This is a genomic window from Pseudomonas glycinis, assembly GCF_054871425.1.
The window spans coordinates 105,500-130,928 of record NZ_JBTYHF010000001.1; the positions used below are offsets into that span (position 1 = coordinate 105,500).

A 25,429-nucleotide genomic window follows, 5' to 3' on the forward strand; every position below is an offset into this window, starting at 1 on the left:
ATGTATCACTTTCGAAAAGCCCTATCGCCAATCGTTCCTCTGCCTGACGGCCACACACGAAAAACCCGGCGCCAGGCCGGGTTTTCGTTGATCAATCAGCGATGTTTATTTTTGTGTTTGTTCTTGTGCTTGTGGCCGCCGGAATGAGATCCGCCGTCGTCGTCGCCAAGATTGTTACCTACCGCGCCGCCTGCTGCGCCGCCCAGGCCCGCGCCGATGGCGGAGCCGGTGGAGCCGCCGAGGCTGTTGCCGACGACCGAGCCGCCTGCTGCGCCAAGACCGCCGCCGATCGCGGCTTCGGTGCGGTTGCGTTTGTTCGCGCCGACGGCACTGCCCGCCGCGCCGCCAACACCAGCGCCGACCGCTGCGCCCGTGCTGCCGCCGAGTTGTCCGCCAACCACATTACCCAGCGCACCGCCGAGACCACCGCCTACGGCAGCGGTGCCGTCTCCGGCCGCCATCGCGCCCTGCGCCACGACCAAGCCAAAAAACAGTGCAGATAATGACAATCGCATATGAACCTCGCAGTTCCCGAATCGGGACAGTCCGCCCAAGCGGGGCGTATGCAGATTGGAGATGATTTCGCACGAAACGTTCAGCCATGAAAAAGCCCGACATCGAGTCGGGCTTCTTCTGACAGGCCATCAGTCTCAGTGGCGCTTGTGACCTTTGCCCAGGTTGCTGCCGACGGCACCGCCGGCCGCGCCGCCCAGACCTGCACCGATGGTGGCGCCGTTGCGGCCGCCCAGGCTGTTGCCGATCACCGAACCACCGGCTGCACCGACACCGCCGCCGATCGCCGCTTTGGTGCGGCTGCCCTTGCGTGCGGCGACTGCGCTGCCCGCTGCGCCCGCGACGCCAGCACCAATGGCGGCACCGGTGCTGCCGCCCATTTTCTGACCGACCACGTTACCCAGCGCGCCACCCAGGCCACCGCCCAGCGCTGCGGTGCCGTCACCGGCAGCCATTGCACCTTGAGCAACCAGAAGGCCAAGAACCAGAGCAGGCAGTGTTAAACGCATGACGAAAACCTCAAATAAACGGGATGACGAGAAGGAGCGGGATTTAATGCGCTCGGCGCAGGAAAGTCCAGACGCCGGCGACAGCGTCGATTGGACCGCGATCAGGGAAAAGGTTTTATGCCGGGCAAAAAAAAGCCCGCTGGGGAGACGGGCTGGAGACTTGCTTTCTAACGGATGGCTTCACACTACGTTGGCCAACGTGAAAAGTTTGTGAAAAAAAACCGACATTAATGTCAACGCCCGCCCCCTCATTCTTGCGCACATAAAAAACCCCGTTCAGTGACGGGGTACGGGATGAAATCACTTTCTGGTCCTTGCCGTGACCTTCGGCAGGAATTTCGCTTTCGGCCCTTTGGGGGCCGTGGATTTGATTTTGCCGATGCTGACCGGATCCTCGCCAAACCCCGACTGATAATCCGACTGACCGCAGCGCACACAGTTGTTGAATGAAAACTCAGCGCCATCATCTTCGATAAATGGACCTGACATAGACTCTCCCCTACGCAACCGGGCCGACACCGGCAAAACAGTTTTGCCTGGAAAATATCGTCCCTCAGCGCTTTTGAGACTAGCCGGTCACTACTGGACTTGCTGTTCAGAAAGGCTGATCACCGACGAATGGAAAAAAGCGTCGCGAGCGATCACTCGCTAAAGATTTCCATCGAACGGCCGCTGCCCTTATTCCTACCAATGAATCTCAAGGAGAGATCATGCAGATCAATGGATTCCCGAACATGCCAGTCGTAAAACTCACGGACGAGCAGATCGCTGCCGGCAAGGCCGGTGCGGAAAAACTCAAGGAAAAGATCGCCTCGGGTGAAATCACCATCAAATACCCGGACAAACCGCTTCTGCAGCCGGGCGTCGTCTACCATCCCAGCGAGCCCGCACCATCGGCGCAGCCTGACGGGACACCGCCCCTCGTTGCCATCGATACACCGCTGACCTATGACGCAAGAGGCGCTGTGTTGCTCAAGCCTCAGGGCTGATTGACGCGGAAAAAAGCCCATTCCTCGTGCGAGTGGGCTTTGTCTTCATAGCAATGATCAGCGCAGCTTCACCGCCGTTCCGTTGACAAACACCACGACCATGCCACCCTTGCCTACCGGCATGCTGATCTCAAAATCCACGCCAACCACAGCATCAGCCTGCAATGCCCGCGCCCGATCCTTCAGTTCGTCGGTGGCCTGAATGCGTGCTTCTTTAAGAGCCCGCTCCAATGTCTGCGACCGCCCGCCAAAGAAGTCGCGCATGCCGGCGAACATATCGCGGATCACGTTGACGCCCTGCACAGACTCGGCGCTGACAATGTCCAGATAGGCCGTGATCTGCCGCCCCTCGACGGAATGAGTGGTGGAAATGATCATGAAAGTCGTCCCTTTACTGCATAAGTGAAGGCAGCGATTGTAACGCGGCACCAGATCTGGCCCGTGCCTCAATTGGATTTAACGACCCACAATTGATCCAGCTTCGTCGTAAAACTCGAACTCATCATCTCCCGCCGCATGCCCCAGGCCGGATCCGCCGGCACACTTCCCGCTCGCAACGTTCCATGCCCCCAGCGCTGATTGATCTGGTCGAGCACCCCCATCACCTTCTCCGCCGTCTGCGGTTGCGACTGGGCAAACAAGTCTTCGGTAAAATCTCCGGGCTGCCGAAGATCCATCAATAACACTTCAGCCTTACTGTACTTGAAGCCCGGCCGGAACAATCGATCAACCGCCTCGCTCGCCACCTTGCTCAGCAATCGCACATCATTGGTCGGATAAGGCAACTCGATCAGCGCGCCATTGGCGTACTTCGCCTCTTCCGGATTGAACATGCCGGTGCGGATACTCACGCGGATCTTCTTGCACAGCGAATTCTGCGCACGCAGCTTTTCCGCCGCTCGATGCACATAAGTCGCCACGGCTTCCTTGATCGGTTCGATGGTAGTCAAACGGTTGCCAAACATGCGGCTGCTGCAAATTTCCTGCTTCGGCGGTTCTGTTTCCGACAGTTCCAGACAGGATGTGCCACCCAGTTCGCGCGCGGTCTTCTCGATCACCACGCTGAACTTGCGCCGCAGCGTCCACGGATCGGCCTTCGCCAGCTCCATCGCACTTCTGATCTGCATGCTTTCCAGATGAGCTTTCATCCGCCGCCCGACGCCCCACACTTCACCGACATCGGTATTGCGCAGCACCCAGTCGCGTTTGGACGGATCGCAGATGTCGACCACGCCGCCGGTATGCGCTTGCAAGCGTTTGGCAGTGTGGTTGGCGAGCTTGGCCAGCGTTTTCGTGGGGGCGATGCCGACGCCGACCGGGATGCCGGTGCGCTTATAAACAGCAGAGCGGATGGTGCGGCCAAACGCGGTCAGGTCCCCAGGGATGCCGCTGAGATCGGCGAACGCCTCATCAATGCTGTACACCTCGACCGCCGGCACCATGGATTCGATGATCGTCATCACCCGCTCGCTCATGTCGCCGTACAAGGCGTAATTACTGCTGAACACCTGAATGCCATGGCGGCGCAAATCATCGCGAATCTGGAAATACGGCGCGCCCATTTTCACAAAGGGCTTGGCGTCATAACTGCGCGCAATCACGCAGCCATCGTTATTGCTCAGCACGACAATCGGCGTCTTCGCCAGATCGGGCCGGAACACTCGCTCGCAGCTGGCATAGAAGCTGTTGCAATCGATCAGCGCGAAGACCTGCTCACGATTTGCCATGGTCGCGCACGCTGTAAGTCACCACACCCCAGATCACCAGCTCATCCCCTTCCATCACATAGCGAGGCGGGTATTTGCTGTTGGCCGAAAGAAGGATGACGGTGTTGTCGCGCATATGCAGACGCTTGCAGACAGGTTCGGAGTTGAGACCGGCGATGACGATATCGCCGTGCTCGGCATTCAGGCTGCGATCGACGATCACCAGATCACCGCAAAATATCCCGGCGTCCTGCATGCTCTCGCCTTCGATCTTCGCCAGATAAACGTGCGGCGCACGAATATCAAAAACCTCGTCCAGAGAGATGTGCTTTTCAATGTGATCAGCCGCAGGCGAAGGAAAACCGGCGGGAATCCGAAACGAATACAGCGCAAGCTTTTCGCCCGCGCCTGACAAAGGGCCGAGGATGGTGACGCTCATGATACGAACCTGATAGTGAATTTACTGTATGCGTATACAGTAAACTCGGGACGGTTCGGGGGGTCAATGAGGCGTGTAGGAGATTTCGACGGGTGACAGGGTTTTGTACAACTTCTACTGAGAGTCAGATTTCGCCACTACGCGTGGACCTCACGATCGAGCACGTCTGCAACCCACTGATTGATGCTCTTATGGGCTAGCTGAGCCTTTACAGCGACCGTCGCATGCAGCGCTGGCGCCAAGCGCAGGCTGAGATTCCCCGAATAGGGTTTCTGCGGTGCGCGACCGAGCCTGGCGCAGGTATCGAGATAATCAGTCACGGCCTCCTGGAACGCGTTCCGCAGCTCTGCGACCGACTCACCATGGAATCCGACGACGTCCTTGATACCGGCAATATGGCCGACGAAGAGGCCGTCTTCGTCACTGTATTCAATACGGGCGGCATAGCCGTTGTAGTTCATTACGTTCACGGGATGACTCCTGCTTGCTCAAGAAAAGCCCGAGCGTCGCGCACCTGATAGGGCTTTGCTTCTTTGTCTGGGTGGGGCCGGTGAAAAGTCACCACCACACCGTTCAATTCAAAGCGCACTCTTGAACCATTGCCTTCAATGGTCTGGGCGCCCACTGCGCCGAAGAGCGATTCCATACGCACCCACTCCAAGTTATTCGGGACCGGCCTTGAAAAAATAGCTTTGAGCGTGCCGCGCTGTTTGTTGTTCATGGTATTAGATCATGATACCGCGCTGGTAGGGCAACTGGGGCAAACCACAATTACGAGGAGAAAGTCTGCTTTCTGCGGGAAACGTATTTCCTGATGAAGTCGCTGCAGACTGGTACGGCATCAGGATAACGAGAGACTCAATGCGCGGTTGTAGGCAAATTCTCGGAGTTGTGTGAGGAAGAGCGACTTTTCCGTTTCCGACAGGCAGAGTTCTTTTCCGAGTACCAGAATTGGGGAACCGCGATATAGCACAGATATTTTGGCGAGAAAAAGGTGAGGGAGCTGTGCTCTTGGCGCACCATCCAAGACACAAAAAAACCGACACTGAGTCGGGTTCGTTTTATTAGTCGTTTTTTGGCTTCCAGAAACACAAAACCCCTGAAAACTTTAACGTTTTCAGGGGTTTTGTCGTTTCAAATTTGGCGGTGAAGGAGAGATTCGAACTCTCGATACAGTTTCCTGTATACACACTTTCCAGGCGTGCTCCTTAAGCCACTCGGACACTTCACCGTATCTCTGCAGACATGTTCTGTCTGTCGAGGCGCGCTAATGTAGTCGAAAGCTTTTCCGATGGCAAACTTTTTTTCAGAATTTTCATGCGCTTAAGAGAGCGCGATGCTTTCATCCGAGAGGAGCGATGGCAAACCCGCCAATCTCAGGTTATCGACGCGCTTCCTTTATAGGGGGCAACACGCGTGGCGCGCTGGCCGAAGCGCAAAACGGTGACTGGCAGGTCAGTCACGGCGCTTTACCTGGCCTGCGGCGGTGGGTAACGTCTGCCCATCTTTCTAATAAGGAATAGCGTCATGAGCGAGTTGATTGCCTACCACCTCGAAGACGGTATCGCGACCCTGACCCTGAACAATGGCAAGGTCAACGCGATTTCTCCGGATGTGATTGCAGCGTTTAACGCGGCGCTGGATCAGGCGGTGGCGGATCGCGCCGTGGTGATCATTACCGGGCAGCCGGGGATTCTCTCCGGTGGTTATGACCTGAAGGTGATGACCGCCGGCCCGAAGGAGGCCGTTGCGCTGGTGACAGCCGGTTCGACATTGGCGCGCCGCCTACTCTCTCACCCGTTCCCGGTGATCGTTGCTTGCCCGGGGCACGCTGTGGCCAAGGGCGCTTTCCTGCTGTTGTCCGCCGATTACCGCATCGGTGTCGACGGCCCGTTCAGCATCGGCCTGAACGAAGTGCAGATCGGCATGACCATGCACCACGCCGGTATCGAGCTGGCGCGTGATCGCTTGCGGCGTTCGGCTTTCCATCGCTCCGTGATCAATGGCGAGATGTTCGATCCGCAAAGCGCGGTGGACGCGGGCTTCCTCGACAAAGTCGTTGCTGCCGAAGAATTGCAGGGCGCCGCGCTGGCTGCCGCGCGGCAGTTGAAGAAGATCAACATGCTCGCGCACAAGAACACCAAGCTGAAAGTGCGCAAGCAACTGCTGGAAACTCTTGACGACGCCATCCTGCAGGATCAGCAACATCTGGGCTGACTCGTCCAGGATCTGCCGGTAAGTGAATAGCCCGACCCTCGTGTCGGGCTTTTTCTTACGTCACACGTCGAAGATTCGCGGAAAGCTCTAGGACGCGCCTGACAGGCAAGACTGAAACATGCGCTTAAACATCGGCCATCTCCGGACTCTATAGCGGCAATTGCCGAAAACAGTGCACATCCGTACACTGCGCCACCTTTTGTCCCGATGGGCCTGCAAAAATGCTGTTTGCGTTTCGTATGTTGTTGATGGGCCTGCACTTTATTCTAGCCGGCGTGCTCGGCGTGATCCTTGGACTGTGCCGCCCGTTCAACCCGGACAACAGCCGACTCTGCGCCCGCCTCTACGCTTTGCCGGCGATGTGTATCTTGCGTTTGCGGGTCAGGTCCGAGGTCAACGGCTTGATGAACAAGCCCGACAGTTGCGTGATCATCGCCAACCATCAGTCCAACTACGATCTGTTCGTGTTCGGCAATGTCGTCCCCCGCCGTACCGTGTGTATCGGCAAGAAAAGCCTGAAGTGGGTGCCGTTGTTCGGCCAGTTGTTCTGGCTGGCCGGCAATGTGTTGATCGACCGTGGCAATGCGCACAAGGCGCGGCAGTCGATGCTGACGACCACCCACACCTTGCAGAATGAAGACACCTCGATCTGGGTGTTTCCGGAAGGCACCCGCAACCTCGGTGAAGATTTGTTGCCGTTCAAGAAAGGCGCGTTCCAGATGGCAATTGCCGCCGGCGTGCCGATCGTTCCGGTGTGCGTGAGCAGCTATATAAAGCACATGCGCCTGAATCGCTGGCGCAGCGGCAACGTTCTCATACGTTCCTTGCCGGCGATTCCTACAGTCGGATTGACCATGGACGACATGCCCATGCTGATCGAGCGATGCCGCGAGCAGATGCGCGAGTGCATCGAATCGATGGATCGGCAACTGCAAGCCGCGTGAAACAAGACCCGCCCTGTGCGGGTTTTCTTTTGCCGGCTGAACTGTAGAAGTTTCACTGACTCTCAAGCAGCGACACGGCTAAGCTGAAGCCTTGTTCCCCTGCCATCTGCCAAGAAGAAGTGAATCACCACCATGGGTCGAGTTGTTGCTGCTGCGGTGTACAGCGAGGGTAAGAAAGTCACCAATATTGCGCTGGACGAAGGTGCTGCCTGGGCGGCAAAACCCGGCCACTTCGTGTGGATCGGCCTGGAAGAACCGGACGCACAGGAGTTATCCAACCTGCAACGCCAATTTAATCTGCATGAATTGGCCATCGAAGATGCGCTGGAAAAACACAGCCGACCGAAACTGGAAACCTTTGGTGACGCTCTGTTTATCGTCACCTACTCACCGGTTCGCGAAAACGGCGTCTTGCAATTTATCGAAACGCACATCTTCGCCGGCAGGGGTTACATCATCACTGCACGAAACGGCCATTCCGCGTCGTACGCCTATGTGCGGCAACGCTGTGAAGCGCGCCCTTTGTTGCTCGAGCACGGGGAGGATTTCGTCCTGTATGCGCTGCTCGATTTCGTTATCGAGAACTATCAGCCGGTGGGCGAAGCGATCCACGCCGAGATCGATGAGCTGGAGCGCAACGTCTTGTGTAGCGCCCTCAACGAGCGTGACATCCAGAAGCTGCACGGTTTGCGCCGTGATGTGGTGCGCTTGCGTCGATATGCGGCGCCGATGGTGGAAATCGGCGAAGAGCTGCAAAAGCTCAGTTTCCCGTTCATCGACAAGAACATGCGTCCGTACTTTCGCGATGTGCAGATTCACGTGACGCGGCAAATGGAAGATCTGAGCACGCTGGCCGACATTGCCAGCCAGACCATCGAGATTGGCGTGTTGCTCGAGGCATCACGGCAGAGCGTGGTGCAGCGCAAGTTTGCAGCGTGGGCGGCGATTCTGGCGTTCCCGACAGCGGTGGCGGGAATTTACGGGATGAATTTCCAGAACATGCCGGAATTGACCTGGCATTACGGTTATTTTGCAGTGCTGGGGTTTATTGCGGTGGGGTGTGTGAGTTTGTGGGCGAGTTTCAAGCGGTCCGGGTGGCTGTAGCCGGGACCGCGTTGCCCCGGATATTCGCGAGCAGGCTCGCTCCCACAGGGATTGTGGAAGCAGACCCTTTTAGCGTTGAGCCGCTTCCGGTTTGTGCGCCACGAAGCGCATCATCCACTCCGCAACCGTAGCGCCATGATGCTCCTGCTCTAGGCTCGCCATGCCTTTGCTGTAAATCTGCGAGCCCAGCGCTTCCTGGCGCAGATCGAGCAGCGCGCGGGAGTAATCGTGAATGAATTCCGGATGGCCTTGGAAGCACAGCACTTGATCGTTGATGTGATAAGCCGCGAACGGGCAGAAATCGCTGGAGGCGATCACAGTCGCGTTTTCCGGTAGTTCGGTGACCTGATCCTGGTGGCTGATCAGCAGTGTCAGCTCTTCGCGCACCGGGCTCATCCACGGCGCCTTGGCTGCCAGCTGATAGCTGTGAGTGCCGACTCCCCAACCCTGGGAGGCCCGCTCGCTCTTGCCACCAAGCAGCAGCGCCAGCAATTGATGGCCAAAGCACACGCCGAGCAATTTGTCGCCGCGTTCGTAGCGATTCAGAAGATAGGTCTTGAGGGTCTGGATCCACGGATCCGTACCGAACGAATCGGCTTTGCTGCCGGTGACCAGGTACGCATCGAAAATCTCGTCGTCGCTTGGATACTCACCCTTCACCACGTTATAGACAGTGAACTCAGCGGCGATCGGTTGCTGCGAGAACAGGCGCTGGAACATCTGCCCATAGCCCTGATATTGGTCAATCAATTCGGGCCGCAGGATGTCGGTTTCGAGAATGCAGATGCGCAGCGACATAAAAAATACCTGACACGTGATGGGAATAATGAACACCCCAGAGCCTGCCTTGAAACACGTGGCCAAGGCAAGCCCCGAAATGCTCGCTGGCCCTAGAACATTTCACCTTTCGCCGCTTTGTCCAGCAGCAGCGCTGGCGGGGTAAAGCGCTCGCCGTATTGTTCCGCCAGATACTGCGCGCGGGCGATGAAGTCCTTCAGGCCATACTGGTTGATGAACTGCAGCGCCCCGCCGGTCCATGCGGCGAAACCGATGCCGAAGATCGAGCCGACGTTGGCATCCGCCGTCGAGGTCAGCACGCCCTCCTCCACACAGCGCACGGTTTCGATGGCCTGCACAAACAACAGCCGATCACGCACATCCTTCGCAGAGATCTGTCCGTCGGCCTTCTCGAAGCGCGTTTTCAGCTCCGGCCATAAATGCTTCTGGGCACCGGCTGGATACTCATAAAAACCGCCTCCGGCAGCTTTGCCCGGTCGCTTGAATTCATTGAGCATCAAGTCAATCACGGCAAAGGCCGGGTGCTCAATCAGCGGTTTCCCTTCAGCCTGTAGGTCCTTGGCCGTCTGTTGACGGATATGGCTCATCAGGCTGAGGGAAACTTCGTCGGAGATTGCCAGAGGCCCGACCGGCATCCCGGCCTTGCGCGCTTCGGTCTCGATCATCGGCGCACTGACGCCCTCGCCAAGCATGGCAATGCCCTCGTTGGTGAACGTGCCGAACACCCGCGAGGTAAAGAAGCCGCGACTGTCGTTGACCACGATCGGGGTTTTCTTGATTTGCAGCACGAAATCGAAACCGCGAGCGAGAGTTTCGGCGCTGGTCTGCGCACCTTTGATGATTTCCACCAGCGGCATTTTTTCTACCGGACTGAAGAAATGCAGGCCGATGAATTTGCTTTGATCGGCCACCGCCGTCGCCAGACCGGTGATCGGCAGCGTCGACGTATTGGAAGCAATCACCGCTTCGCCGCCCACCACCTGTTGCGCGGCGGCGGACACCCTGGCTTTGAGTTGGCGATCCTCGAACACCGCTTCGATGATCAGATCGCAACCGGCCAGATCGGCATCACTTTCGCTCGCAACGATTCGCGCCAGCACCGCTTCACGCTGTTCGGCAGTCATTTGGCCACGGGCAACTTTCTTGTCCAGTAGCGCTGCGGAATGCGCTTTGCCCTTCTCGGCAGCGGCAAGGTTGATGTCCTTGAGGACGACCTCGATACCGGCCGAGGCGCTGACGAACGCGATGCCTGCGCCCATCATTCCGGCGCCGAGCACACCGACTTTGCGGGTTTTATAGGGCGCAAAACCTTGCGGTCTTGAACCGCCGGCGTTGATCTCGTTCAACTGGAACCAGAACGTACCGATCAGGTTTTTCGAGATTTGCCCGGTCGTCAGCTCGGTGAAGTAGCGGGTTTCGATCAGGTGCGCGGTGTCGAAATCGACCTGAGCGCCCTCCACCGCCGCGCACAGAATCTTCTCCGGCGCCGGCAGAGTGCCTTGGGTTTTCGCGCGCAGGATCGACGGCGCAATCGCCAGCATCTGCGCCACTTTCGGGTTCGATGGCGTACCGCCGGGAATCTGGTAACCCTTGACGTCCCAGCGCTGCACTGCCGCCGGATTGGCGAGAATCCAGGCGCGCGCCTTGGCCAGCAGCTCATCGCGATCCGCTGCCAATTCATCAATCAGCCCGGCCTGCAACGCCTGTTGCGGGCGCACTTTTTTGCCTTCAAGCAAGTACGGCAGGGCTTTTTCGATGCCGAGCATGCGCACCATGCGCACCACCCCGCCGCCGCCCGGCAAAAGACCCAAGGTCACTTCCGGTAGACCGAGTTGCACCGAGGCGTCATCAACACCAATGCGGTGGTGACAGGCCAGACAGATCTCCCAGCCGCCGCCCAGCGCAGCGCCGTTGATCGCCGCGACCACCGGTTTGCCGAGGGTTTCCAGGCTGCGCAATTGCGCCTTGAGGGTCAGCACCATGTCGTAGAAAGCTTTGGCTTCGGGCTTGCCGACCTTGATCAGTTCATTGAGGTCGCCGCCGGCAAAAAAGGTTTTCTTCGCCGAGGTGATGATCACTCCGGCAATGCTGTCTTTCTCGGCCAGCAAGCGGGCAACGCAAGCGGCCATGGCCTCGCGGTACACGGCGTTCATGGTGTTGGCGCTCTGGCCCGGCATATCCATGGTCAGCACGACGATACCGTCCTGGCCTTTTTCGTAACGAATGGCTTCGCTCATAACAGGGTTCCTTGAAGTCGGGGCTCAGAGGCGTTCGATGATGGTGGCAATGCCCATGCCGCCGCCGACACACAGCGTCGCCAGGCCGTAGCGCAGATGCCGCGCTTCCAGTTCATCAAGCAGGGTGCCGAGGATCGCGCAACCGGTGGCGCCCAGCGGGTGGCCCATGGCGATCGAGCCGCCGTTGACGTTGACCTTGCCGGGATCGACGGCCATGTCCTTGATGAATTTCAACACCACCGAAGCAAACGCTTCGTTGACCTCGAACAGATCGATGTCCTGCACGCGCAGTCCGGCCTTGGCCAGCGCTTTGCGAGTCGCCGGCGCCGGGCCGGTGAGCATGATGGTCGGATCTGTGCTGGTGACGGCCGTGGCGACGATACGCGCGCGTGGCTGCAGCCCCAGCGCGCGGCCCTTGGCTTCGGAGCCGATGAGCATCAGCGCCGCACCGTCGACAATGCCGGAACTGTTGCCCGGCGTGTGCACATGGTTGATCCGCTCGACATGGCTGTAGACCCGCAGCGCCGTGGCGTCAAAGCCCATCTGCCCGATCATTTCGAAACTTGGCTTGAGCTTGCCCAGGCCTTCGAGGGTCGATTCGGCGCGGATGAACTCATCGTGATCAAGCAGGATGATGCCGTTCTGATCCTGCACTGGCACCAGCGACTTGTTGAAGGAGCCGTCGGCCCGCGCTCGTGCGGCTTTTTGCTGCGAGTGCAGCGCGTAGGCATCGACGTCCTGCCGGCTGAAGCCTTCGAGGGTAGCGATGAGATCGGCGCCAACACCTTGCGGGGTGAAATGGCTGTGCAGGTTGGTCTGCGGGTCTAGCGCCCAGGCGCCGCCATCGCTGCCCATTGGCACCCGCGACATCGACTCGACGCCGCCAACCACCACCAGATCCTCGAAGCCCGAGCGCACTTTCATCGCGCCAAGATTGACGGCTTCCAGACCGGAAGCGCAGAAACGGTTGATCTGCACACCGGCGACGCAGACGTCCCAGTCGGCCACTTGCACCGCCGTCTTGGCGATGTCCGAGCCTTGATCGCCGATCGGCGTGACGCAGCCGAGGACGACATCATCGACCTGACTGGTGTCCAGCGCGGTGCGCGCCTGCAAGGCGCTCAGCAAACCGGCCACCAGGTTGACCGGCTTCACGCTGTGCAGCGCGCCATCGGCCTTGCCTTTGCCACGCGGGGTGCGCAACGCATCGAAAATCAAAGCTTCAGTCATGACGTCCTCGAACCTGATTTATTGTCACTTCACTTTCGCCCTGCGCCGACTGGCAAGCAATGACCACATTGCTCAAAGCGCTTGACGCACACGCTCAGACGGACGGTCATCCGACATCAGGTGAACCGGTTCAGGTCACCGAGTTGTCTAGCCAGCGGGCGGCAAAGAAGCTGGCAATACGCCTCATGCCGTTTTAAGAGCTTTTGCAAAGAACTCCATATGAAATGGATCTAAGCGAAGGCAGACGCGGGCTCTAAGGTGAAGATGTACGCCATCGTCGTCGGGTTTTGCCGAGACGGGCGTCCTCCAACAGGAAGTGCAACGCGTGCCGTCAGGGATATGCAGTCAGGCATGCATCAGGAAATAACAATAAAGGCGGTCAAGCCATGTTCAAACAACCGAAAGTACGTCAAGCAGGACTCATTCTTTTCGCCACGACGCTGTTGTTGATCTTGCCGAATCTGACCAAGGTCATCGGCTGATTCAAACGTCGCGTGCTGTATATCGCCACTGAAAATGTGACTGGCCCGCTACCCGGGCCAGCGCGGTTGTGCCAACCTTTGCGCACTCCCACGACATGGACGGCGATCATTTGAAAACGCTCATTGCGCTCGGTGCCTTGCTGCTGAGCTTGCCCTTGTCTGCCGCACAACTGGATCTGCAGTTGGGCGCAAACAGCCGCACCTGGCAGACCGAAGAGCTGCTCAAGCATCCTCAGCTGCAAACGCTCGCGATCAACAATGATGTTTCCTACAAGAAGGACATGACCTATCAGGCGGTGCCGCTGGCCGCATTGCTGACGGGGGTCAAGCCGGAGGATCACTTGCAAGCGGTGGCGCTGGATGGCTTTGCCGCAGAGTTGGCCGCCGCGCCCTTGCTGAACAAGGACGGCGCACGCGCATGGCTGGCAATCGAGGACCCGGCGCGGCCGTGGCCACCGCTGTCTGCCGGCAAGCACAGCGCCGGGCCGTTCTATCTGGTCTGGACCGATCCGCAGGCAGGTAATATCAGCCCCGAACAGTGGCCGTTCGAAGTCGCCAGCATCAAGCTGATGGCTCCGGTGGCCCAACGCTTTCCTGCCCTGCTGCCCGATCCTGCCTTGAAGGCCGATGATCCGGTGAACAAGGGTTTTGCCCTGTTTCAGAAAAACTGTCTGGCCTGTCACCGGTTGAATGGTGCCGGAGACGCGCAGTTCGGTCCGGATCTGAATATTCCGTATAGCCCGACCGAGTATTTTGGGGCGGATTTCTTGAAGCGCTACATCCGCGATCCGCAGAGTTTGCGTCAGTGGCCGCAGGCGAAGATGCCGGGGTTTTCCGCGCAGGTGTTGCCGGATGGAGACCTGGAAATGCTGGTGGGCTATCTCAAGCACATGGCCGGGCGCAAAGCCAAGCCGTAAGCCTTAGGGTGTTATTACTGGCCTCTTCGCTGGCAAGCCAGCTCCCACAGGGTATGCGCAGAGTTCGAATCACCGGTCATCCTGTGGGAGCTGGCTTGCCAGCGATAGCGGTATCCCGAATCTATTGTTGCTGGACGGATATAACCGGCGTCGGCGAGACGAACACCTTCGCATGCATCTGCTCACAGCCGCCGCCCCGGCGCATGCCACGGACCGGGCAGGCATCGAGATAATCCAGGCCGACCGCCAGCTTCAGGTGTCGCTCCGGGCGCGCCAGTTGGTTGGTCACGTCGAAGCTGTACCACGCGTCGTCCAGCCACGCTTCTGCCCAGGCATGACTGGCCAGATGCTCGCAATCTTCGCTGTACAGATAACCCGACACGTAACGCGACGGCACGCCGAGGCTGCGGGCGCAGGCGAGAAACGCATGGGTATGATCCTGACAAACACCGGCGCGACCGGCGAAAGCTTCGGCGGCGCTGGTGTCGACTTCGGTTGAGCCCGGCGTGTAGGTCATGTGCTGATTCAAACCATGCATCAAGTCGATCAGCGCGGTGCGATCACGCCGTTGCTTGCAGTTCTTCGCGGCAAATTCGCGCAAGGCTTCATCGGCTTCGGTCAGGCGCGTGAAGCGCAGGAACGGCAGCGCCGACTGGCTCTCATGTTCGGCCTCGCGCAATTCATCGATATCGACCTGACCACGGGCGCCGATGATGATCGCTTCGTGCGGCTCGTCCATGGTCAGCACATGCAGGATGTTGCCGAACGGATCGAGCTGCGCACGCACCGGACGCGGCAGGTCGAGTTGCCAACTGAGGACATGCTGGCGCTCGCTGTCGTGGGGCGTAAGGCGCAGGTACTGGATGCTCGCGCGCACCTGATCTTCGTAGTGATAGGTGGTCTCGTGGCTTATGGAAAGTCTCATGCAGCCTCCAGGTAGGAACTGTGAATGGCGTTGCCCAACTGGCGCACCAGCGGGATGAATTCGGTCAGCCAGGCGTGCAGGCCTTCTTCGAGGATTTCGTTGATGCCGGTGTAGCGCAGGCGCGCGTCCATTTCCGCCGCCAGGCGTTGTGCCGGTCGGCCGTTGGCGCCTGGCAGTTGCGCGAGGATCTGGTCGATTTCTTCGGTACAGGCACGCAGCGAACGCGGCACGTCGGCGCGCAACAGCAGCAGTTCGGCGACATGCCGGGCGCCGGGCGCGTCGCGGTAGATTTCGGTGTAGGCCTCGAATGAGGACAAGGCGCGCAGCAGCGCACTCCATTGGTAATAGGCGTGCGCCGTGCCGTCGCTGACTGCTTCGGCCTGATCGCCGGCCATTTCGTAACGGGCATCGAGCAGGCGCAGCGTGTTGTCCGCGCGCTCGATAAACGTGCCCAGACGAATAAAGCGAAACGCGTCGTTGCGCATGATCGTGCCGTATGAGGCGCCACGAAACAGGTGCGAACGTTCCTTGATCCATTCGCAAAACCGGCTCATGCCATAACGACTCAGTCCCTGTTCGGCGATGCCGCGAATTTCCAGCCAGGTCGCGTTGATGTTTTCCCACATGTCCGCAGTGATTCGCCCGCGTACCGCATGAGCACTGGCTCGCGCTGCACCAAGGCAGCTGTAGATACTGGCCGGGTTGGCCGCATCCAGTGCGAAGAAATGCAGCAGGCGCTCTGCGTGCAGGTCGCCGTGGCGTTCAAGGTAATCGTCCAGGGTGCCGGTGATCAGCAACGGCATGGCGAGTTCGTGCAGACCGTCGCCGCGCCCGTCCTGCGGCATCAGCGACAGCGAATAACTGATGTCGAGCATGCGCGCGAGATTCTCCGCACGCTCCAGGTAACGCGACATCCAGTACAGATCCGAGGCAGTTCTACTTAACATGGCAAGCTTCCTTCAATCCTCGACTACCCAGGTGTCCTTGGTGCCGCCGCCCTGGGAGGAATTCACCACCAGGGAGCCTTCACGCAACGCGACACGGGTCAAACCGCCAGGCACCACACGGGTTTCGCGACCGGACAAGACAAACGGACGCAAATCGATATGGCGCGGTGCAATGCCGTTTTCGACAAAGGTCGGACAGGTCGACAGCGATAGCGTCGGCTGCGCGATGTAGGCATGGGGTTTGGCTTTGATGCGCTCACGAAAGGCATCGATTTCCGCCGTCGTCGCGGCCGGCCCGACCAGCATCCCGTAACCGCCGGAGCCTTGGGTTTCCTTGACCACCAGTTCCGGAAGATTGGCCAGCACGTGGGACAGCTCGGACGGGTTGCGGCACTGCCAGGTCGGCACGTTTTTCAGAATCGGTTCTTCGTCAAGGTAGAAGCGGATCATGTCGGTGACAAACGGATACACCGATTTATCGTCCGCCACGCCGGTGCCGATGGCGTTGGCCAGCACCACGTTGCCGGAACGATAGGACGACAGCAGCCCCGGCACGCCGAGCATCGAGTCCGGGTTGAATGCCAGCGGATCGAGGAAGGCATCGTCGAGGCGGCGATAGATCACGTCGACCGCTTTCGGGCCGTCAGTGGTGCGCATGAAGACTTTGTCGTCACGCACGAACAGATCTGCACCTTCGACCAGTTCCACGCCCATTTCCCGCGCCAGAAAGGCATGTTCGAAGAACGCACTGTTGAAGCGTCCCGGCGTCAGCACCACCACGCTGGGATTGTCGATCGGGCTTGAGCTCTTGAGAGTGTCGAGCAGCAGATTGGGGTAGTGATCGATCGGGGCGATGCGCTGGGCGGCGAACAGTTCGGGAAACAGGCGCATCATCATTTTGCGGTCTTCGAGCATGTAGCTGACGCCGCTGGGTGTGCGCAGGTTGTCTTCGAGAACGTAATAAGTGCCATCGCCATCGCGCACCAAATCGACGCCGGAGATATGCGAATAGATGTCGCGGTGCAGATCCAGGCCCTGCATTGCCAACTGGTATTGCTCGTTGGCCAGCACCTGTTCGGCGGGAATGATCCCGGCCTTGATGATGCGCTGCTCGTGGTAGAGGTCGGCGAGAAACATGTTCAACGCCTTGACCCGCTGAATGCAGCCGCGCTCGACAATCCGCCATTCACTGGCCGGAATGCTGCGAGGAATGGTGTCGAACGGAATCAGGCGCTCGGTGCCCTGCTCGTCGCCATAGAGCGTGAAGGTGATCCCGGCACGGTGGAACAGCAGATCGGCCTCGCGGCGGCGCTGCGCGAGCAGCTCGTCGGGCGTCTCGGCCAGCCAGCGGGCAAATTCCCGGTAATGCGGGCGAACCAGGCCGCCGGCATCGTACATCTCGTCAAAATAGGTGCGGATCATGCCGTACTCCTTGTCACTCCGGACATACAGGCCTTCGCAAGGCCCGTGCCATCGGCATAAACGCTTTGATTTCAATCGGTTGTAGATCCACGCCGAAGGCTGCGCACCATTCCTGTGCGGCAAATGCCCCGGCCCGATTGCCCCCGCTTCATTGCGACGCACTGCATCGCCTATCACCAGCATAGTCAGAGTTGATTTCACTGCCCGGCCACGACTACGGATAATCCGCGCATTCGCTGCAAAACTTCCCCGGCACGCCGCCGCGAAGTAGACAGCTCAACTGATCTGAACTGCCTTGGCAGCCCCGTCCCGACAGGACTTTATTGCATACCCGTCTTCCCTTTTAGCCACCCTCTCCGGTGGCTTTTTTTTGTCCTGGATTCTTGTTTCAGGGTTTTGCCACTGCGATGTGCAGAGCCAGAAACGACAACGGCCGACCCGAAGGTCAGCCGTTGCCCGACAGACAATGCGCAATATCAATTCAACCGGTAACGATTGCGCACCTCCTGCTTCACGCCCCAACCCTCGATAATGCCGCCCAGCGGTTCGACCACGGCTGAAAAGCCTTGCTCGAAATCGCCGATGTCGTCATAGGTTGCGTACATCACTTTGCTCAATTCCAGCGACCAGGCGCCGTCGTCGCGCGCACTGACCTGGGCATTGATGGACTCACCGCGAAATTTGCCTGCTGCCCTGCGCGCCCGCTCCTCGTCCGGGAAAATCGCGTAGAACTCGATGGGATGGAACCGGGAAAAATCGAAACCGCCTTCTTTCATGCGGCGCAGAACGTTGCTGCTGATGTCTTCTTGATAGGCTGTGCTCATGAATCGTCCCCCTCGATTGATGGATAGACTTTCCGTATTCCCGCCCCGGGCCTTTTGGCCTAAGTACTACGGCAACGTGGTTGCGCGCGGGAAACAAGCATGAAGCTGACAAGACCAGACCTTAGCGATCCATTCGCTGATCTCGCTTGCAGAGTAGCCCCAAGAGAGCGCCGCTGCCAAGGCCTGGTTTACGAGATGACAGGAAGTGTTCAGACAGGGGTGATGCTGCGGATTTCGATGCCGTTCTGGGTCTTGAGGTTTTTCACTCCGGCATCGGCGGTGCGCCCTTCCAGATCGTTGAGATCCAGCTTGGCGGCGACCGGAAGAAGCCGCTCTTTGACGAGCCGTGCGGCTTCATCATCGGACGGGCATTCCTCACGTTCGAAGACTTCATCGACAATTTCACCGTGATCATCCACGAAAGTGACTTTCCACTTTTGCATCAGTGCCTCCTCGATCAACCCGTAAATGGGCTTACCTCTATCTCGACTTTTTTCCGCGATAGTTGGTTCAAAAGGATTACAGCCGACAACGGTGAAAATAACCATCCGATCGATAGGGCGGACTCTGTGGCGAGGGGATTTATCCCCTCACCACAAAAGCTCCCTTGCAGAGCGACGTCAGCGTGATCAGTCGTTGCTCGGCTTGTTGACCGCTTGCAGCACGTATTGCGGCAAGGCGAACGCGCCGATGTGGATTTCCGGGTTGTAGTAGCGGGTGACGATGCCGCTGCCGATGAAGCGCTGTTGCAGGGTTTCACGGCTGAGCTTGCGGTAGGCCGGGTTGGTCGAGCCCCAGGCGAAGGTCATCGAACCGCCGATGTAGGTCGGCACGGCGGCCTGATAGAAATGCCAGTCCGGGAACAGGCTGCGCAGGCGACCGGCGGTGGTTTTGACTTCGTCGATCTGCATGAACGGCGTGCCGTTCTGAGTGACGAGAATGCCGCCTTCGTTCAGGCAGCGGTGGCATGCCTGGTAGAAGTTCTCGGAGAACAGCACTTCGCCCGGGCCGATCGGGTCGGTGGAGTCGGAGATGATCACGTCGAATTTTTCAGTAGTGGTGGCGACGAAACGCATGCCGTCATCGATCACCAGGTTCAGGCGCGGATCGTCGTAGGCTCCGGCGGAATGGTTCGGCAGGAATTCCTTGCACATGTCGACCACGGTGCCGTCGATTTCAACCATGGTGATGTGCTCGACGCCGGCGTGTTTGGTCACTTCGCGCAGCATGCCGCCGTCACCACCGCCGATGATCAGCACGCGCTTGGCAGTGCCATGGGCGAGGATTGGCACGTGAGTGAGCATCTCGTGGTAGATGAATTCGTCGGCTTCGGTGGTCTGGATCACGCCGTCCAGCGCCATGACCCGGCCCATGCGCGGGTTCTGGAAGATCACCAGGTGCTGGTGTTCGGTGCGCACTTCGTGCAGCAGTTTTTCCATGCGAAAACGCTGGCCGTAGCCTTCGTAGAGGGTTTCCAGGTACTCGCTGGTCTTGGTGACGGTCATGGTCAAGTGCTCCGATAAATGCGCGGGCGCCATCGTGGGGACGATTGCCCGGGAAAGGCGCGCATTCTACGTTGCCGAAGATGACAGGTCGAACCTCCGGTTGTTTTTTACCAGCGCAAACCACTGTGGGAGCGAGCCTGCTCGCGAAAGCGCAGCATCAGTTGCCGGTGATGGCGACTGACCCAACGTCTTCGCGAGCAGGCTCGCTCCCACAGGGATGACCGTGTGATCGAAAATCAGATCAGATCCGGACGTTGCCCCGTGGCCCGGCAATCGCCCAGATGATCAGGCCCAGCACCGGCAGGAGGATGATCAGCAACACCCAGACGATTTTCATTCCGGTGGAGGCGCCGCTTTTCAGTACGTTGATGATGGCCCAGATGTCGAGGGCAAGGATGATCAGGCCAATCAGACCGTTGAACGTGGAACCCATGGTGTCGCTCCAGAATAGTGGCATGCACTTTTAGGATAGACGGTCGCGCGCAGGGTTCCCTTTTATTGCGTTCAGACGTGAACGGCGACCTTCAAGGCTTCCAGCGCTGGCGCAGCGGCGATGCCAACCTCGGTGCATAACTCGAGCACGCGGGGCACATCGTTGCCGTAGACCAGGACCATTTGCAGCTCATCGTCGAGCAACTGGCTGAAGTTCATCAACGTGTAACCGCCGTTTTCCTTGTTCAGGCTGCTCATCTGCACCTGGATGCGGTTGAGTGCGGTCAGTGCTTCGGTCTTGGCCAGTTGCTTGGGCTTGAGATTGAAATCCACGCCCGGACCAAACGAGGCAACGATTTGTGCGAACAGATCGACGTAGGTATCGGCCTGAAACAGCACGGTTTCCGGCAGGCTGCCGACCACTACCCACTCACCCAGCGGGATCGGGAAAGTATCGTCGTAGTTGATGTCCGGATTGGCGGCCAGAAAAGCCTCGGCATCGGCGTAGGCCTGAGCGGCTTCGTCGGCCACTTTCAGAATCTCATCCTCGCCCATGCAGCCGGAGCTGATTTTGCTGATGAGTTCGACGAGTGCGGCTTTCATGAGGGCGGATCCTGTGGCGGAGGTGAATTTTCAGGGCGCGAAGGATAGCGCATTCTGCCCTTCGCCACAGTCCGTGGACTTTACGCCAGCAACTTTTCCAGCTGCGCGGTGGTGTCGACCGCGCCCATGGTCCGCGCCGCATCCAGCGCGGTCACGCCATTGGCGTCCTTGGCTTTCGGGTCTGCGCCCTGGCCGATCAGGTAGTCGACGATTTCAACGCGGTTGAACATTGCCGCCATCATCAGCGCGGTACGGCCGTCGAAGGAAGAACCTTCAATCTCGGCGCCCGCCTCGACCAGCGCCTTGACCACCGCCAGATCGCCCTTGAACGCAGCGCCGGCAATCGGGCTCTGGCCGTTGCCATTGCGCATTTCCGGATCGGCCTTGTGTTTAAGCAGGACCTTCACCGCATCGACATGGCCGTAGTAGCTGGCGAGCATCAACAAGGTGTCGCCCTTGCTGTTTTTCAGGTTCACCGGCAGCCCGGCGGTGACCAGGCGATCAAGCATCTCGGCATCACCGTCGCGCGCCTTGTTGAAAACCTGCTCGGTGAATTCGGCAGCTTCTTCAGGGGTCATCTGGCGGCTTTGGTCGGACATGGGGCACTCCATTTCGGTCTATCGGAAAGCCGACAGTTTCCCGAGCGCGACGGTGGCTGTCACTCGGTTTTTTCCGAGCGTCCCGATAGCCACACTCAATATCGATGTTTGCCCTGTTGAATTTCAGCGAGGATTTGCTCACTGACATGCACGTAAGTTTCGCTGCCGGGCAACCAGGCGAAGATCGGGTCATCGCCCGTAAGCCCGGGGTCAAAGCCTTCTGTTTTCAAGCGTGTCTTCTGATATTTGAAGGTCCCGGTGGTTTCCATTTTCACTTTCACCCGCAAGAACAACGGCACGGCATAAGCCGGCATGCGTTGCCGGACGAAGCTCAGCAGTTCAGCGAAATCCAGCGTGGCCAAGGATTCGGCGGGAGTAATTGCAGCCATCCCCGCACGCCCGTTGGTGTTGGGGATTTCCACACCGTAGGCCACGGCTTCAGCGATCAGCGGATGTTGCAGCAACAAATTCTCGACTTCGGTGGTCGACACGTTTTCACCCTTCCAGCGATAGGTATCGCCGAGGCGATCAACGAACTGCGCATGGCCGAAACCGATATTGCGCAGCAGGTCGCCGGTGTTGAAAAAGCGATCGCCCTTGTTGAACACATCGTGGAGGACGACGCGGGCGGTTTTCTGCGGGTCGGTGTAACCGTCCAGCGGTGCCTTGTCGTCGATCCGCGCCAGCAGCAGGCCCTGCTCGCCCTTGCCGACCTTGCGCATGAAACCATCATCGCCGCGCAATGGCTCGCCACTGTCATGGTCGTAAGCGACCAGTTCCCACGCCATCAGCGAAAACCCGACGGTGTTGTCGAAATTGAGGATGTTGGTGAAACCGATGTTGCCGTCGCTCGCTGCGTACAGCTCACAAATGTGCTCGACGGCAAAACGCGTCTTGAACTCGGCCCAGGCACCAGGACGCAAACCATTGCCGATCATCTTGCGCACGTCGTGCCGGCTGTCATCGGCGCTGAGCGGTTGCTCGACCAGGTAGCGACACAGCTCACCGACATAGCCGATGGTGGTTGCGCGATAGCGGCGCACGTCACCCCAGAACTGGCTGGCGCTGAACTTGCGGCGGATGGCGAAACCCGAGGCGCCATTGATCGCCGATCCCCAGCACACGCACAGACCCGTGGCGTGATACAGCGGCAAGGTGCAGTAGACGACGTCATCCGGGCGCATATCGAGGGCGATCATGCCGAAGCTCGCCGAACTGCGCATCCAGCGTCCATGCTTGAACACCCCGGCCTTGGGCAGGCCGGTGGTACCGGAGGTGTAGATGTAGAAACACGGATCGTCGAAGAAAATCTGCGCGCTGCTCGGCGGGTTATCGCTACTGGCGTCAGCACTGGCGCTGATCAGATTGACGTAGCCCTCAGGCGCGATGCCCGGATGGCTGTGGGTGTCCTGATCGGCGACGAACCAGGTGCGCGGCGCTGCGATCGCAACCTGATCACGCACGCCGGCATAGGCAGCGGTCAGTTCTTCGCCAACCACAATAGCCACCGGCGCAACCAGATTGATGCTGTGAACAAGCGTGTCGCGCATCAACGAGGTATTGAGCAGCGCACTCACCGCGCCGAGCTTGGCCAGCGCCAGGATGGTCACCAGCAATTCCGCACGGTTCTCGATGAACACCGCGACCACGTCGCCCTTGCCGATGCCTTGCTCGCTCAGGTAATGCGCAATGCGATTGGCCCACTGATTGACCTGTGTATAGGTCAACGCCACGTCGCCCTGCAACAACGCCACACCATCGGGATTGCGCAGCGTCGCCTGCTCGAACGTCCAGCCCAGGCCGCACGTTTGGGTCGGATCCGTGACGTTGGCCACCTTCATGCCTTTGACCACCCGGGGGATGGCCTTGGCGATCATCGGCAGTTTGCGGAGCATCATGCCCCAGGTAATCGTGTCGCTTGGTGCGTGACGCATGAAAGCTCCCCGTTCGATCTTGACGTGCAGACCGCTGTTCTTGTTATCGGGTAATGACTGCGACCGACGCGTTTACGCCGTGGGTCGAGAAGGAAAGTACGTCAGTGCTCGCGGGGCTGTACACGCGGTTTTTGCAATGATTTGTATCCCGTCGCGCCTTCGGGGAAGAGCGGATTCTGGTACGGACGTTTGGTTCCGTTGTACGGAGAAAAATCACGCAAAATGCAGGATGCACGATGGCCATTCATGCAGATTGCACGACGCCTGCAAAATGCAATGCCTTCAACTTATTGATTTTAAAGGGATTTTATTCGAATCAATACTGGCACAAACGCTGCAACTACCTCCGCATGCTTGCCATTCAAGTACATACGGAGCTGATGACATGAGCCTGATTCAAGAAAAATTTACATCGCTGTTCTCCAACTACGAAGTCAGCACTGCCCCACGTCCTGACGGTGGCATCCTGCTCACTCTGCGTAGCAGCGACGGCAAAGTCTTCAAACGCGCCCTCTCGTATCAGCAACTGCATGCCGGTGACCAACTGTCGTGGGCGATCAGCGCGATCCGCCGCGACCTGGCCGAACAAGCCAGCGAGCTGCCGCAAATTGCAATGCTGCAGAGCCAGCAGCGTTTTGCTCTGCCGACGTATCACTCGCTGTAATTTGCTTTAAACAAAAACAGGCCGTGGAGCATGCGCTTCACGGCCTGTTTTTTTATGTCTGCCACATATTTACTGTGGGAGCGAGCCTGCTCGCGAATACGGTGTTGTCCGATACAAATTGTTTTACTGACACACCGCTTTCGCGAGCAGGCGCGCTCCCACATTTTCACTCTAGGGTCAGAACGCTTCCGGTTCGATTCCAGTAAAGCTGTCAACCGTCACGTGCCCTGCCAACTCCCCGCCTTCACGCGCCAGGCCACAAGTCTTCATGCCGGCCGACTGGGCAGCGTCGAGCTCTTCGACGATGTCCGACAGGAACAGGATTTCATCGGCTTCAACACCCACCGCCTGCTGAATGTTGCGGTAGGACTGCGCCTCACGCTTCGGCCCCGATGTGGTGTCGAAATAGCCGCTGAACAGCGGTGTCAGATCCCCCGCTTCCGAGCAACCGAAGATCAGCTTCTGCGCCTGGATCGAGCCGGACGAGTAAACAAACAGTTGATAACCGGCCGCATGCCAACGTTGCAGCGCTTCAACAGCATCAGGATAGACATGCCCCTTCAACTGCCCGGCCTGATAGCCCTGCGCCCAGACCATGCCCTGCAATGCCTTGAGCGGCGTGGCTTTGCGGTCTTCGGCGATCCAGCTCAAAAGAATTTCAACAACCCGTTCAACATCGGCCTGCGCCTCGTTGCTGTCGCGACGCACGGCGTCGAGCTGTTCGGCGACATCAGCACGCGAAGCGTTCTGCCGCACAAAGTCGGGCAAATGTTTGGCGGCGTAGGGAAACAGCACGTCGAAGACGAAACTCACCGCGCTGGTGGTGCCTTCGATGTCGGTGAGGATGGCTTTGATCGACACGGTTTCAGTCCTCCAGACGCGGGAAGCGGCCGGCGATGTCTTCGCCGGTGAAATTGGCAACCCAGCCTTCCGGGTTGTTGAACAGACGGATCGCCACGAAGTGCGGATGTTCGCCCATGTCGAACCAGTGCTTGGTGCCGGCCGGAACCGAGATCAGGTCGTTCTTCTCACAGAGAACGGCATAGACGTAATCGTCGATGTGCAGGGTAAACAAGCCACGACCGGCAACGAAAAATCGCACTTCGTCTTCGCCATGGCGGTGCTCTTCGAGGAACTTGGCGCGCAGTTCGGCTTTTTGCGGATGGTCGCTGTTGAGGCTGATCACGTCGACGGTGATGTAGCCGCGCTCGGTCATCAGCTTGTCGATCTGCTCTTTATAAGCACTGATGACCTCTTCCTGACTGGCGCCAGGCTGAATCTTCGCGGCGGCCTGCCAGCGGTCGAAACGCACGCCCTGCTCGGCCAGCGTCGAGGCGATGTCTTCGAAATGGGTCAGCACCTTGTTGGGAATCTCAGGGCTGGAAACGTGGTAAACGGACAGGCTGCTCATGGGCAATTCCTCGGTGGCGGCGGCGCCGTCCGGCTCTTGCAGACCGGTCGGGCGCCGCGTGGCATCAGGCAAACGGGC

The 25,429-nt window shown here is 58.9% G+C and carries 29 protein-coding genes and 1 tRNA gene; 6 read left to right on the forward strand and 24 right to left on the reverse strand.

From position 1 onward, the window contains the following. Positions 1–95: 95 nt before the first annotated feature. The 3 genes from ACYSTU_RS00425 to ACYSTU_RS00435 form a co-directional block, all read right to left on the reverse strand. Positions 96–515, reverse strand: coding sequence for a glycine zipper domain-containing protein (locus ACYSTU_RS00425; protein ID WP_024012287.1), 420 nt, complete (start codon positions 513–515; stop codon positions 96–98). 135 nt (positions 516–650) lie between these two features. Continuing rightward, positions 651–1,022 carry a hypothetical protein gene (locus ACYSTU_RS00430; RefSeq protein WP_016773803.1) on the reverse strand — a complete coding sequence of 124 codons (372 nt, stop codon included), beginning with the start codon at positions 1,020–1,022 and terminating at the stop codon, positions 651–653. 300 nt (positions 1,023–1,322) lie between these two features. Continuing rightward, the gene (locus ACYSTU_RS00435; protein WP_137216214.1) at positions 1,323–1,511 is read right to left on the reverse strand and encodes a hypothetical protein; all 189 of its coding nucleotides are present in this window, start codon (positions 1,509–1,511) and stop codon (positions 1,323–1,325) included. A 221-nt stretch (positions 1,512–1,732) separates the two neighbouring features. Here ACYSTU_RS00435 and ACYSTU_RS00440 point away from each other — a divergent pair, with 221 nt between their 5' ends. Beyond that, positions 1,733–2,011 carry a hypothetical protein gene (locus tag ACYSTU_RS00440; protein WP_016773802.1) on the forward strand — a complete coding sequence of 93 codons (279 nt, stop codon included), beginning with the start codon at positions 1,733–1,735 and terminating at the stop codon, positions 2,009–2,011. 57 nt (positions 2,012–2,068) lie between these two features. Here ACYSTU_RS00440 and ACYSTU_RS00445 read toward each other — a convergent pair whose 3' ends face one another. From ACYSTU_RS00445 to ACYSTU_RS00470, 6 genes are all read right to left on the reverse strand, one after another. Next, a complete protein-coding gene (locus ACYSTU_RS00445) occupies positions 2,069–2,389 on the reverse strand; it encodes a YbjQ family protein (protein ID WP_498994977.1) in 321 nt (106 codons plus the stop codon). A 68-nt stretch (positions 2,390–2,457) separates the two neighbouring features. Next, positions 2,458–3,738: a Y-family DNA polymerase gene (locus ACYSTU_RS00450; protein ID WP_217879594.1), complete on the reverse strand. Its 1,281-nt coding sequence runs from the start codon at positions 3,736–3,738 to the stop codon at positions 2,458–2,460. Then, positions 3,725–4,156 (reverse strand): LexA family protein, encoded by a 432-nt coding sequence (locus ACYSTU_RS00455; RefSeq protein WP_130901345.1) that lies wholly within the window; start codon positions 4,154–4,156, stop codon positions 3,725–3,727. The genes ACYSTU_RS00450 and ACYSTU_RS00455 overlap by 14 nt, the downstream gene beginning before the upstream one ends. Positions 4,157–4,293: 137 nt before the next feature. After that, complete coding sequence (locus tag ACYSTU_RS00460) at positions 4,294–4,626, reverse strand: type II toxin-antitoxin system HicB family antitoxin (protein ID WP_071171560.1); 333 nt, start codon at positions 4,624–4,626, stop codon at positions 4,294–4,296. Beyond that, positions 4,623–4,877: a type II toxin-antitoxin system HicA family toxin gene (locus tag ACYSTU_RS00465; RefSeq protein ID WP_071171559.1), complete on the reverse strand. Its 255-nt coding sequence runs from the start codon at positions 4,875–4,877 to the stop codon at positions 4,623–4,625. The genes ACYSTU_RS00460 and ACYSTU_RS00465 overlap by 4 nt, the downstream gene beginning before the upstream one ends. Before the next feature lie 420 nt (positions 4,878–5,297). After that, a tRNA-Ser gene (locus ACYSTU_RS00470) sits at positions 5,298–5,387 on the reverse strand. 296 nt (positions 5,388–5,683) lie between these two features. On the opposite strand from ACYSTU_RS00470, the gene ACYSTU_RS00475 reads away from it, so the two are divergent. The 3 genes from ACYSTU_RS00475 (at position 5,684) to ACYSTU_RS00485 (ending at position 8,421) form a co-directional block, all read left to right on the forward strand. Continuing rightward, positions 5,684–6,373 carry a crotonase/enoyl-CoA hydratase family protein gene (locus ACYSTU_RS00475; RefSeq protein ID WP_016773796.1) on the forward strand — a complete coding sequence of 230 codons (690 nt, stop codon included), beginning with the start codon at positions 5,684–5,686 and terminating at the stop codon, positions 6,371–6,373. A 221-nt stretch (positions 6,374–6,594) separates the two neighbouring features. After that, positions 6,595–7,317 (forward strand): lysophospholipid acyltransferase family protein, encoded by a 723-nt coding sequence (locus ACYSTU_RS00480; RefSeq protein WP_122747083.1) that lies wholly within the window; start codon positions 6,595–6,597, stop codon positions 7,315–7,317. Between the two features lie 132 nt (positions 7,318–7,449). Beyond that, positions 7,450–8,421: a magnesium and cobalt transport protein CorA gene (locus ACYSTU_RS00485; protein WP_016773794.1), complete on the forward strand. Its 972-nt coding sequence runs from the start codon at positions 7,450–7,452 to the stop codon at positions 8,419–8,421. 69 nt (positions 8,422–8,490) lie between these two features. Here the strand turns inward: ACYSTU_RS00485 and ACYSTU_RS00490 are convergent, their stop codons facing one another. The 3 genes from ACYSTU_RS00490 to ACYSTU_RS00500 form a co-directional block, all read right to left on the reverse strand. After that, positions 8,491–9,219, reverse strand: a complete 729-nt coding sequence (locus ACYSTU_RS00490; RefSeq protein ID WP_130926308.1) for an amidotransferase — start codon at positions 9,217–9,219, stop codon at positions 8,491–8,493. 92 nt (positions 9,220–9,311) lie between these two features. After that, positions 9,312–11,456 carry a 3-hydroxyacyl-CoA dehydrogenase NAD-binding domain-containing protein gene (locus ACYSTU_RS00495; RefSeq protein ID WP_498994990.1) on the reverse strand — a complete coding sequence of 715 codons (2,145 nt, stop codon included), beginning with the start codon at positions 11,454–11,456 and terminating at the stop codon, positions 9,312–9,314. A gap of 24 nt (positions 11,457–11,480) precedes the next feature. Beyond that, positions 11,481–12,686 (reverse strand): acetyl-CoA C-acetyltransferase, encoded by a 1,206-nt coding sequence (locus ACYSTU_RS00500; RefSeq protein ID WP_130926306.1) that lies wholly within the window; start codon positions 12,684–12,686, stop codon positions 11,481–11,483. Between the two features lie 577 nt (positions 12,687–13,263). Between ACYSTU_RS00500 and ACYSTU_RS00505 the strand changes: the two genes are divergently transcribed. After that, entirely contained in the window at positions 13,264–14,085 is an 822-nt protein-coding gene (locus ACYSTU_RS00505; RefSeq protein WP_264364826.1) for a c-type cytochrome, read from the forward strand. 121 nt (positions 14,086–14,206) lie between these two features. Here ACYSTU_RS00505 and ACYSTU_RS00510 read toward each other — a convergent pair whose 3' ends face one another. The 10 genes from ACYSTU_RS00510 to ACYSTU_RS00555 all read right to left on the reverse strand — a co-directional run bounded on the left by ACYSTU_RS00510 (position 14,207) and on the right by ACYSTU_RS00555 (position 23,276). Beyond that, positions 14,207–15,010: a transglutaminase family protein gene (locus ACYSTU_RS00510; RefSeq protein ID WP_016773789.1), complete on the reverse strand. Its 804-nt coding sequence runs from the start codon at positions 15,008–15,010 to the stop codon at positions 14,207–14,209. Further along, positions 15,007–15,957, reverse strand: a complete 951-nt coding sequence (locus ACYSTU_RS00515; protein ID WP_016773788.1) for an alpha-E domain-containing protein — start codon at positions 15,955–15,957, stop codon at positions 15,007–15,009. The genes ACYSTU_RS00510 and ACYSTU_RS00515 overlap by 4 nt, the downstream gene beginning before the upstream one ends. A 12-nt stretch (positions 15,958–15,969) precedes the next feature. Next, positions 15,970–17,379 carry a circularly permuted type 2 ATP-grasp protein gene (locus tag ACYSTU_RS00520; protein WP_051600399.1) on the reverse strand — a complete coding sequence of 470 codons (1,410 nt, stop codon included), beginning with the start codon at positions 17,377–17,379 and terminating at the stop codon, positions 15,970–15,972. A gap of 476 nt (positions 17,380–17,855) precedes the next feature. Then, positions 17,856–18,203, reverse strand: a complete 348-nt coding sequence (locus tag ACYSTU_RS00525; RefSeq protein WP_003223226.1) for a ribonuclease E inhibitor RraB — start codon at positions 18,201–18,203, stop codon at positions 17,856–17,858. A gap of 209 nt (positions 18,204–18,412) precedes the next feature. Then, positions 18,413–18,646 (reverse strand): hypothetical protein, encoded by a 234-nt coding sequence (locus ACYSTU_RS00530; RefSeq protein ID WP_024012230.1) that lies wholly within the window; start codon positions 18,644–18,646, stop codon positions 18,413–18,415. A 186-nt stretch (positions 18,647–18,832) separates the two neighbouring features. Beyond that, on the reverse strand, positions 18,833–19,708 hold the full coding sequence (gene speE / locus ACYSTU_RS00535) for a polyamine aminopropyltransferase (protein WP_016773785.1): 876 nt from the start codon (positions 19,706–19,708) through the stop codon (positions 18,833–18,835). Between the two features lie 241 nt (positions 19,709–19,949). After that, on the reverse strand, positions 19,950–20,141 hold the full coding sequence (locus ACYSTU_RS00540) for a PLDc N-terminal domain-containing protein (protein ID WP_016773784.1): 192 nt from the start codon (positions 20,139–20,141) through the stop codon (positions 19,950–19,952). 71 nt (positions 20,142–20,212) lie between these two features. Next, positions 20,213–20,743: a hypothetical protein gene (locus tag ACYSTU_RS00545; RefSeq protein WP_262137406.1), complete on the reverse strand. Its 531-nt coding sequence runs from the start codon at positions 20,741–20,743 to the stop codon at positions 20,213–20,215. An 80-nt stretch (positions 20,744–20,823) separates the two neighbouring features. Next, complete coding sequence (locus tag ACYSTU_RS00550) at positions 20,824–21,342, reverse strand: ankyrin repeat domain-containing protein (protein ID WP_039763836.1); 519 nt, start codon at positions 21,340–21,342, stop codon at positions 20,824–20,826. A gap of 95 nt (positions 21,343–21,437) precedes the next feature. Then, the gene (locus ACYSTU_RS00555; protein ID WP_024012228.1) at positions 21,438–23,276 is read right to left on the reverse strand and encodes a long-chain-acyl-CoA synthetase; all 1,839 of its coding nucleotides are present in this window, start codon (positions 23,274–23,276) and stop codon (positions 21,438–21,440) included. Between the two features lie 385 nt (positions 23,277–23,661). Between ACYSTU_RS00555 and ACYSTU_RS00560 the strand changes: the two genes are divergently transcribed. Then, positions 23,662–23,940 (forward strand): DUF3509 domain-containing protein, encoded by a 279-nt coding sequence (locus ACYSTU_RS00560; protein WP_016773780.1) that lies wholly within the window; start codon positions 23,662–23,664, stop codon positions 23,938–23,940. 177 nt (positions 23,941–24,117) lie between these two features. On the opposite strand, the gene mtnC is transcribed toward ACYSTU_RS00560, so the two are convergent. Both mtnC and ACYSTU_RS00570 read right to left on the reverse strand, forming a co-directional pair. Continuing rightward, complete coding sequence (gene mtnC / locus ACYSTU_RS00565; RefSeq protein ID WP_125918578.1) at positions 24,118–24,801, reverse strand: acireductone synthase; 684 nt, start codon at positions 24,799–24,801, stop codon at positions 24,118–24,120. A gap of 4 nt (positions 24,802–24,805) precedes the next feature. Next, positions 24,806–25,351, reverse strand: a complete 546-nt coding sequence (locus ACYSTU_RS00570; protein WP_038861971.1) for a 1,2-dihydroxy-3-keto-5-methylthiopentene dioxygenase — start codon at positions 25,349–25,351, stop codon at positions 24,806–24,808. Between the last annotated feature and the right edge of the window lie 78 nt (positions 25,352–25,429).

Bases quoted from the DNA above. Each gene is read 5' to 3' on its own strand.
- ACYSTU_RS00560 (WP_016773780.1), top strand. From the start codon at position 23,662: ATGAGCCTGATTCAAGAAAAATTTACATCGCTGTTCTCCAACTACGAA.
- ACYSTU_RS00425 (WP_024012287.1), bottom strand. From the start codon at position 515: ATGCGATTGTCATTATCTGCACTGTTTTTTGGCTTGGTCGTGGCGCAG.
- ACYSTU_RS00455 (WP_130901345.1), bottom strand. From the start codon at position 4,156: ATGAGCGTCACCATCCTCGGCCCTTTGTCAGGCGCGGGCGAAAAGCTT.
- ACYSTU_RS00495 (WP_498994990.1), bottom strand. From the start codon at position 11,456: ATGAGCGAAGCCATTCGTTACGAAAAAGGCCAGGACGGTATCGTCGTG.
- ACYSTU_RS00530 (WP_024012230.1), bottom strand. From the start codon at position 18,646: ATGCAAAAGTGGAAAGTCACTTTCGTGGATGATCACGGTGAAATTGTC.
- ACYSTU_RS00545 (WP_262137406.1), bottom strand. From the start codon at position 20,743: ATGAAAGCCGCACTCGTCGAACTCATCAGCAAAATCAGCTCCGGCTGC.
- ACYSTU_RS00430 (WP_016773803.1), bottom strand. From the start codon at position 1,022: ATGCGTTTAACACTGCCTGCTCTGGTTCTTGGCCTTCTGGTTGCTCAA.
- ACYSTU_RS00475 (WP_016773796.1), top strand. From the start codon at position 5,684: ATGAGCGAGTTGATTGCCTACCACCTCGAAGACGGTATCGCGACCCTG.
- ACYSTU_RS00465 (WP_071171559.1), bottom strand. From the start codon at position 4,877: ATGAACAACAAACAGCGCGGCACGCTCAAAGCTATTTTTTCAAGGCCG.
- ACYSTU_RS00505 (WP_264364826.1), top strand. From the start codon at position 13,264: ATGGACGGCGATCATTTGAAAACGCTCATTGCGCTCGGTGCCTTGCTG.
- ACYSTU_RS00440 (WP_016773802.1), top strand. From the start codon at position 1,733: ATGCAGATCAATGGATTCCCGAACATGCCAGTCGTAAAACTCACGGAC.
- ACYSTU_RS00445 (WP_498994977.1), bottom strand. From the start codon at position 2,389: ATGATCATTTCCACCACTCATTCCGTCGAGGGGCGGCAGATCACGGCC.
- ACYSTU_RS00500 (WP_130926306.1), bottom strand. From the start codon at position 12,686: ATGACTGAAGCTTTGATTTTCGATGCGTTGCGCACCCCGCGTGGCAAA.
- ACYSTU_RS00485 (WP_016773794.1), top strand. From the start codon at position 7,450: ATGGGTCGAGTTGTTGCTGCTGCGGTGTACAGCGAGGGTAAGAAAGTC.
- ACYSTU_RS00510 (WP_016773789.1), bottom strand. From the start codon at position 15,010: ATGAGACTTTCCATAAGCCACGAGACCACCTATCACTACGAAGATCAG.
- ACYSTU_RS00570 (WP_038861971.1), bottom strand. From the start codon at position 25,351: ATGAGCAGCCTGTCCGTTTACCACGTTTCCAGCCCTGAGATTCCCAAC.
- ACYSTU_RS00555 (WP_024012228.1), bottom strand. From the start codon at position 23,276: ATGCGTCACGCACCAAGCGACACGATTACCTGGGGCATGATGCTCCGC.
- ACYSTU_RS00525 (WP_003223226.1), bottom strand. From the start codon at position 18,203: ATGAGCACAGCCTATCAAGAAGACATCAGCAGCAACGTTCTGCGCCGC.
- ACYSTU_RS00540 (WP_016773784.1), bottom strand. From the start codon at position 20,141: ATGGGTTCCACGTTCAACGGTCTGATTGGCCTGATCATCCTTGCCCTC.
- ACYSTU_RS00450 (WP_217879594.1), bottom strand. From the start codon at position 3,738: ATGGCAAATCGTGAGCAGGTCTTCGCGCTGATCGATTGCAACAGCTTC.
- ACYSTU_RS00435 (WP_137216214.1), bottom strand. From the start codon at position 1,511: ATGTCAGGTCCATTTATCGAAGATGATGGCGCTGAGTTTTCATTCAAC.
- ACYSTU_RS00550 (WP_039763836.1), bottom strand. From the start codon at position 21,342: ATGTCCGACCAAAGCCGCCAGATGACCCCTGAAGAAGCTGCCGAATTC.
- ACYSTU_RS00480 (WP_122747083.1), top strand. From the start codon at position 6,595: ATGCTGTTTGCGTTTCGTATGTTGTTGATGGGCCTGCACTTTATTCTA.
- speE (WP_016773785.1), bottom strand. From the start codon at position 19,708: ATGACCGTCACCAAGACCAGCGAGTACCTGGAAACCCTCTACGAAGGC.
- ACYSTU_RS00515 (WP_016773788.1), bottom strand. From the start codon at position 15,957: ATGTTAAGTAGAACTGCCTCGGATCTGTACTGGATGTCGCGTTACCTG.
- ACYSTU_RS00520 (WP_051600399.1), bottom strand. From the start codon at position 17,379: ATGATCCGCACCTATTTTGACGAGATGTACGATGCCGGCGGCCTGGTT.
- ACYSTU_RS00490 (WP_130926308.1), bottom strand. From the start codon at position 9,219: ATGTCGCTGCGCATCTGCATTCTCGAAACCGACATCCTGCGGCCCGAA.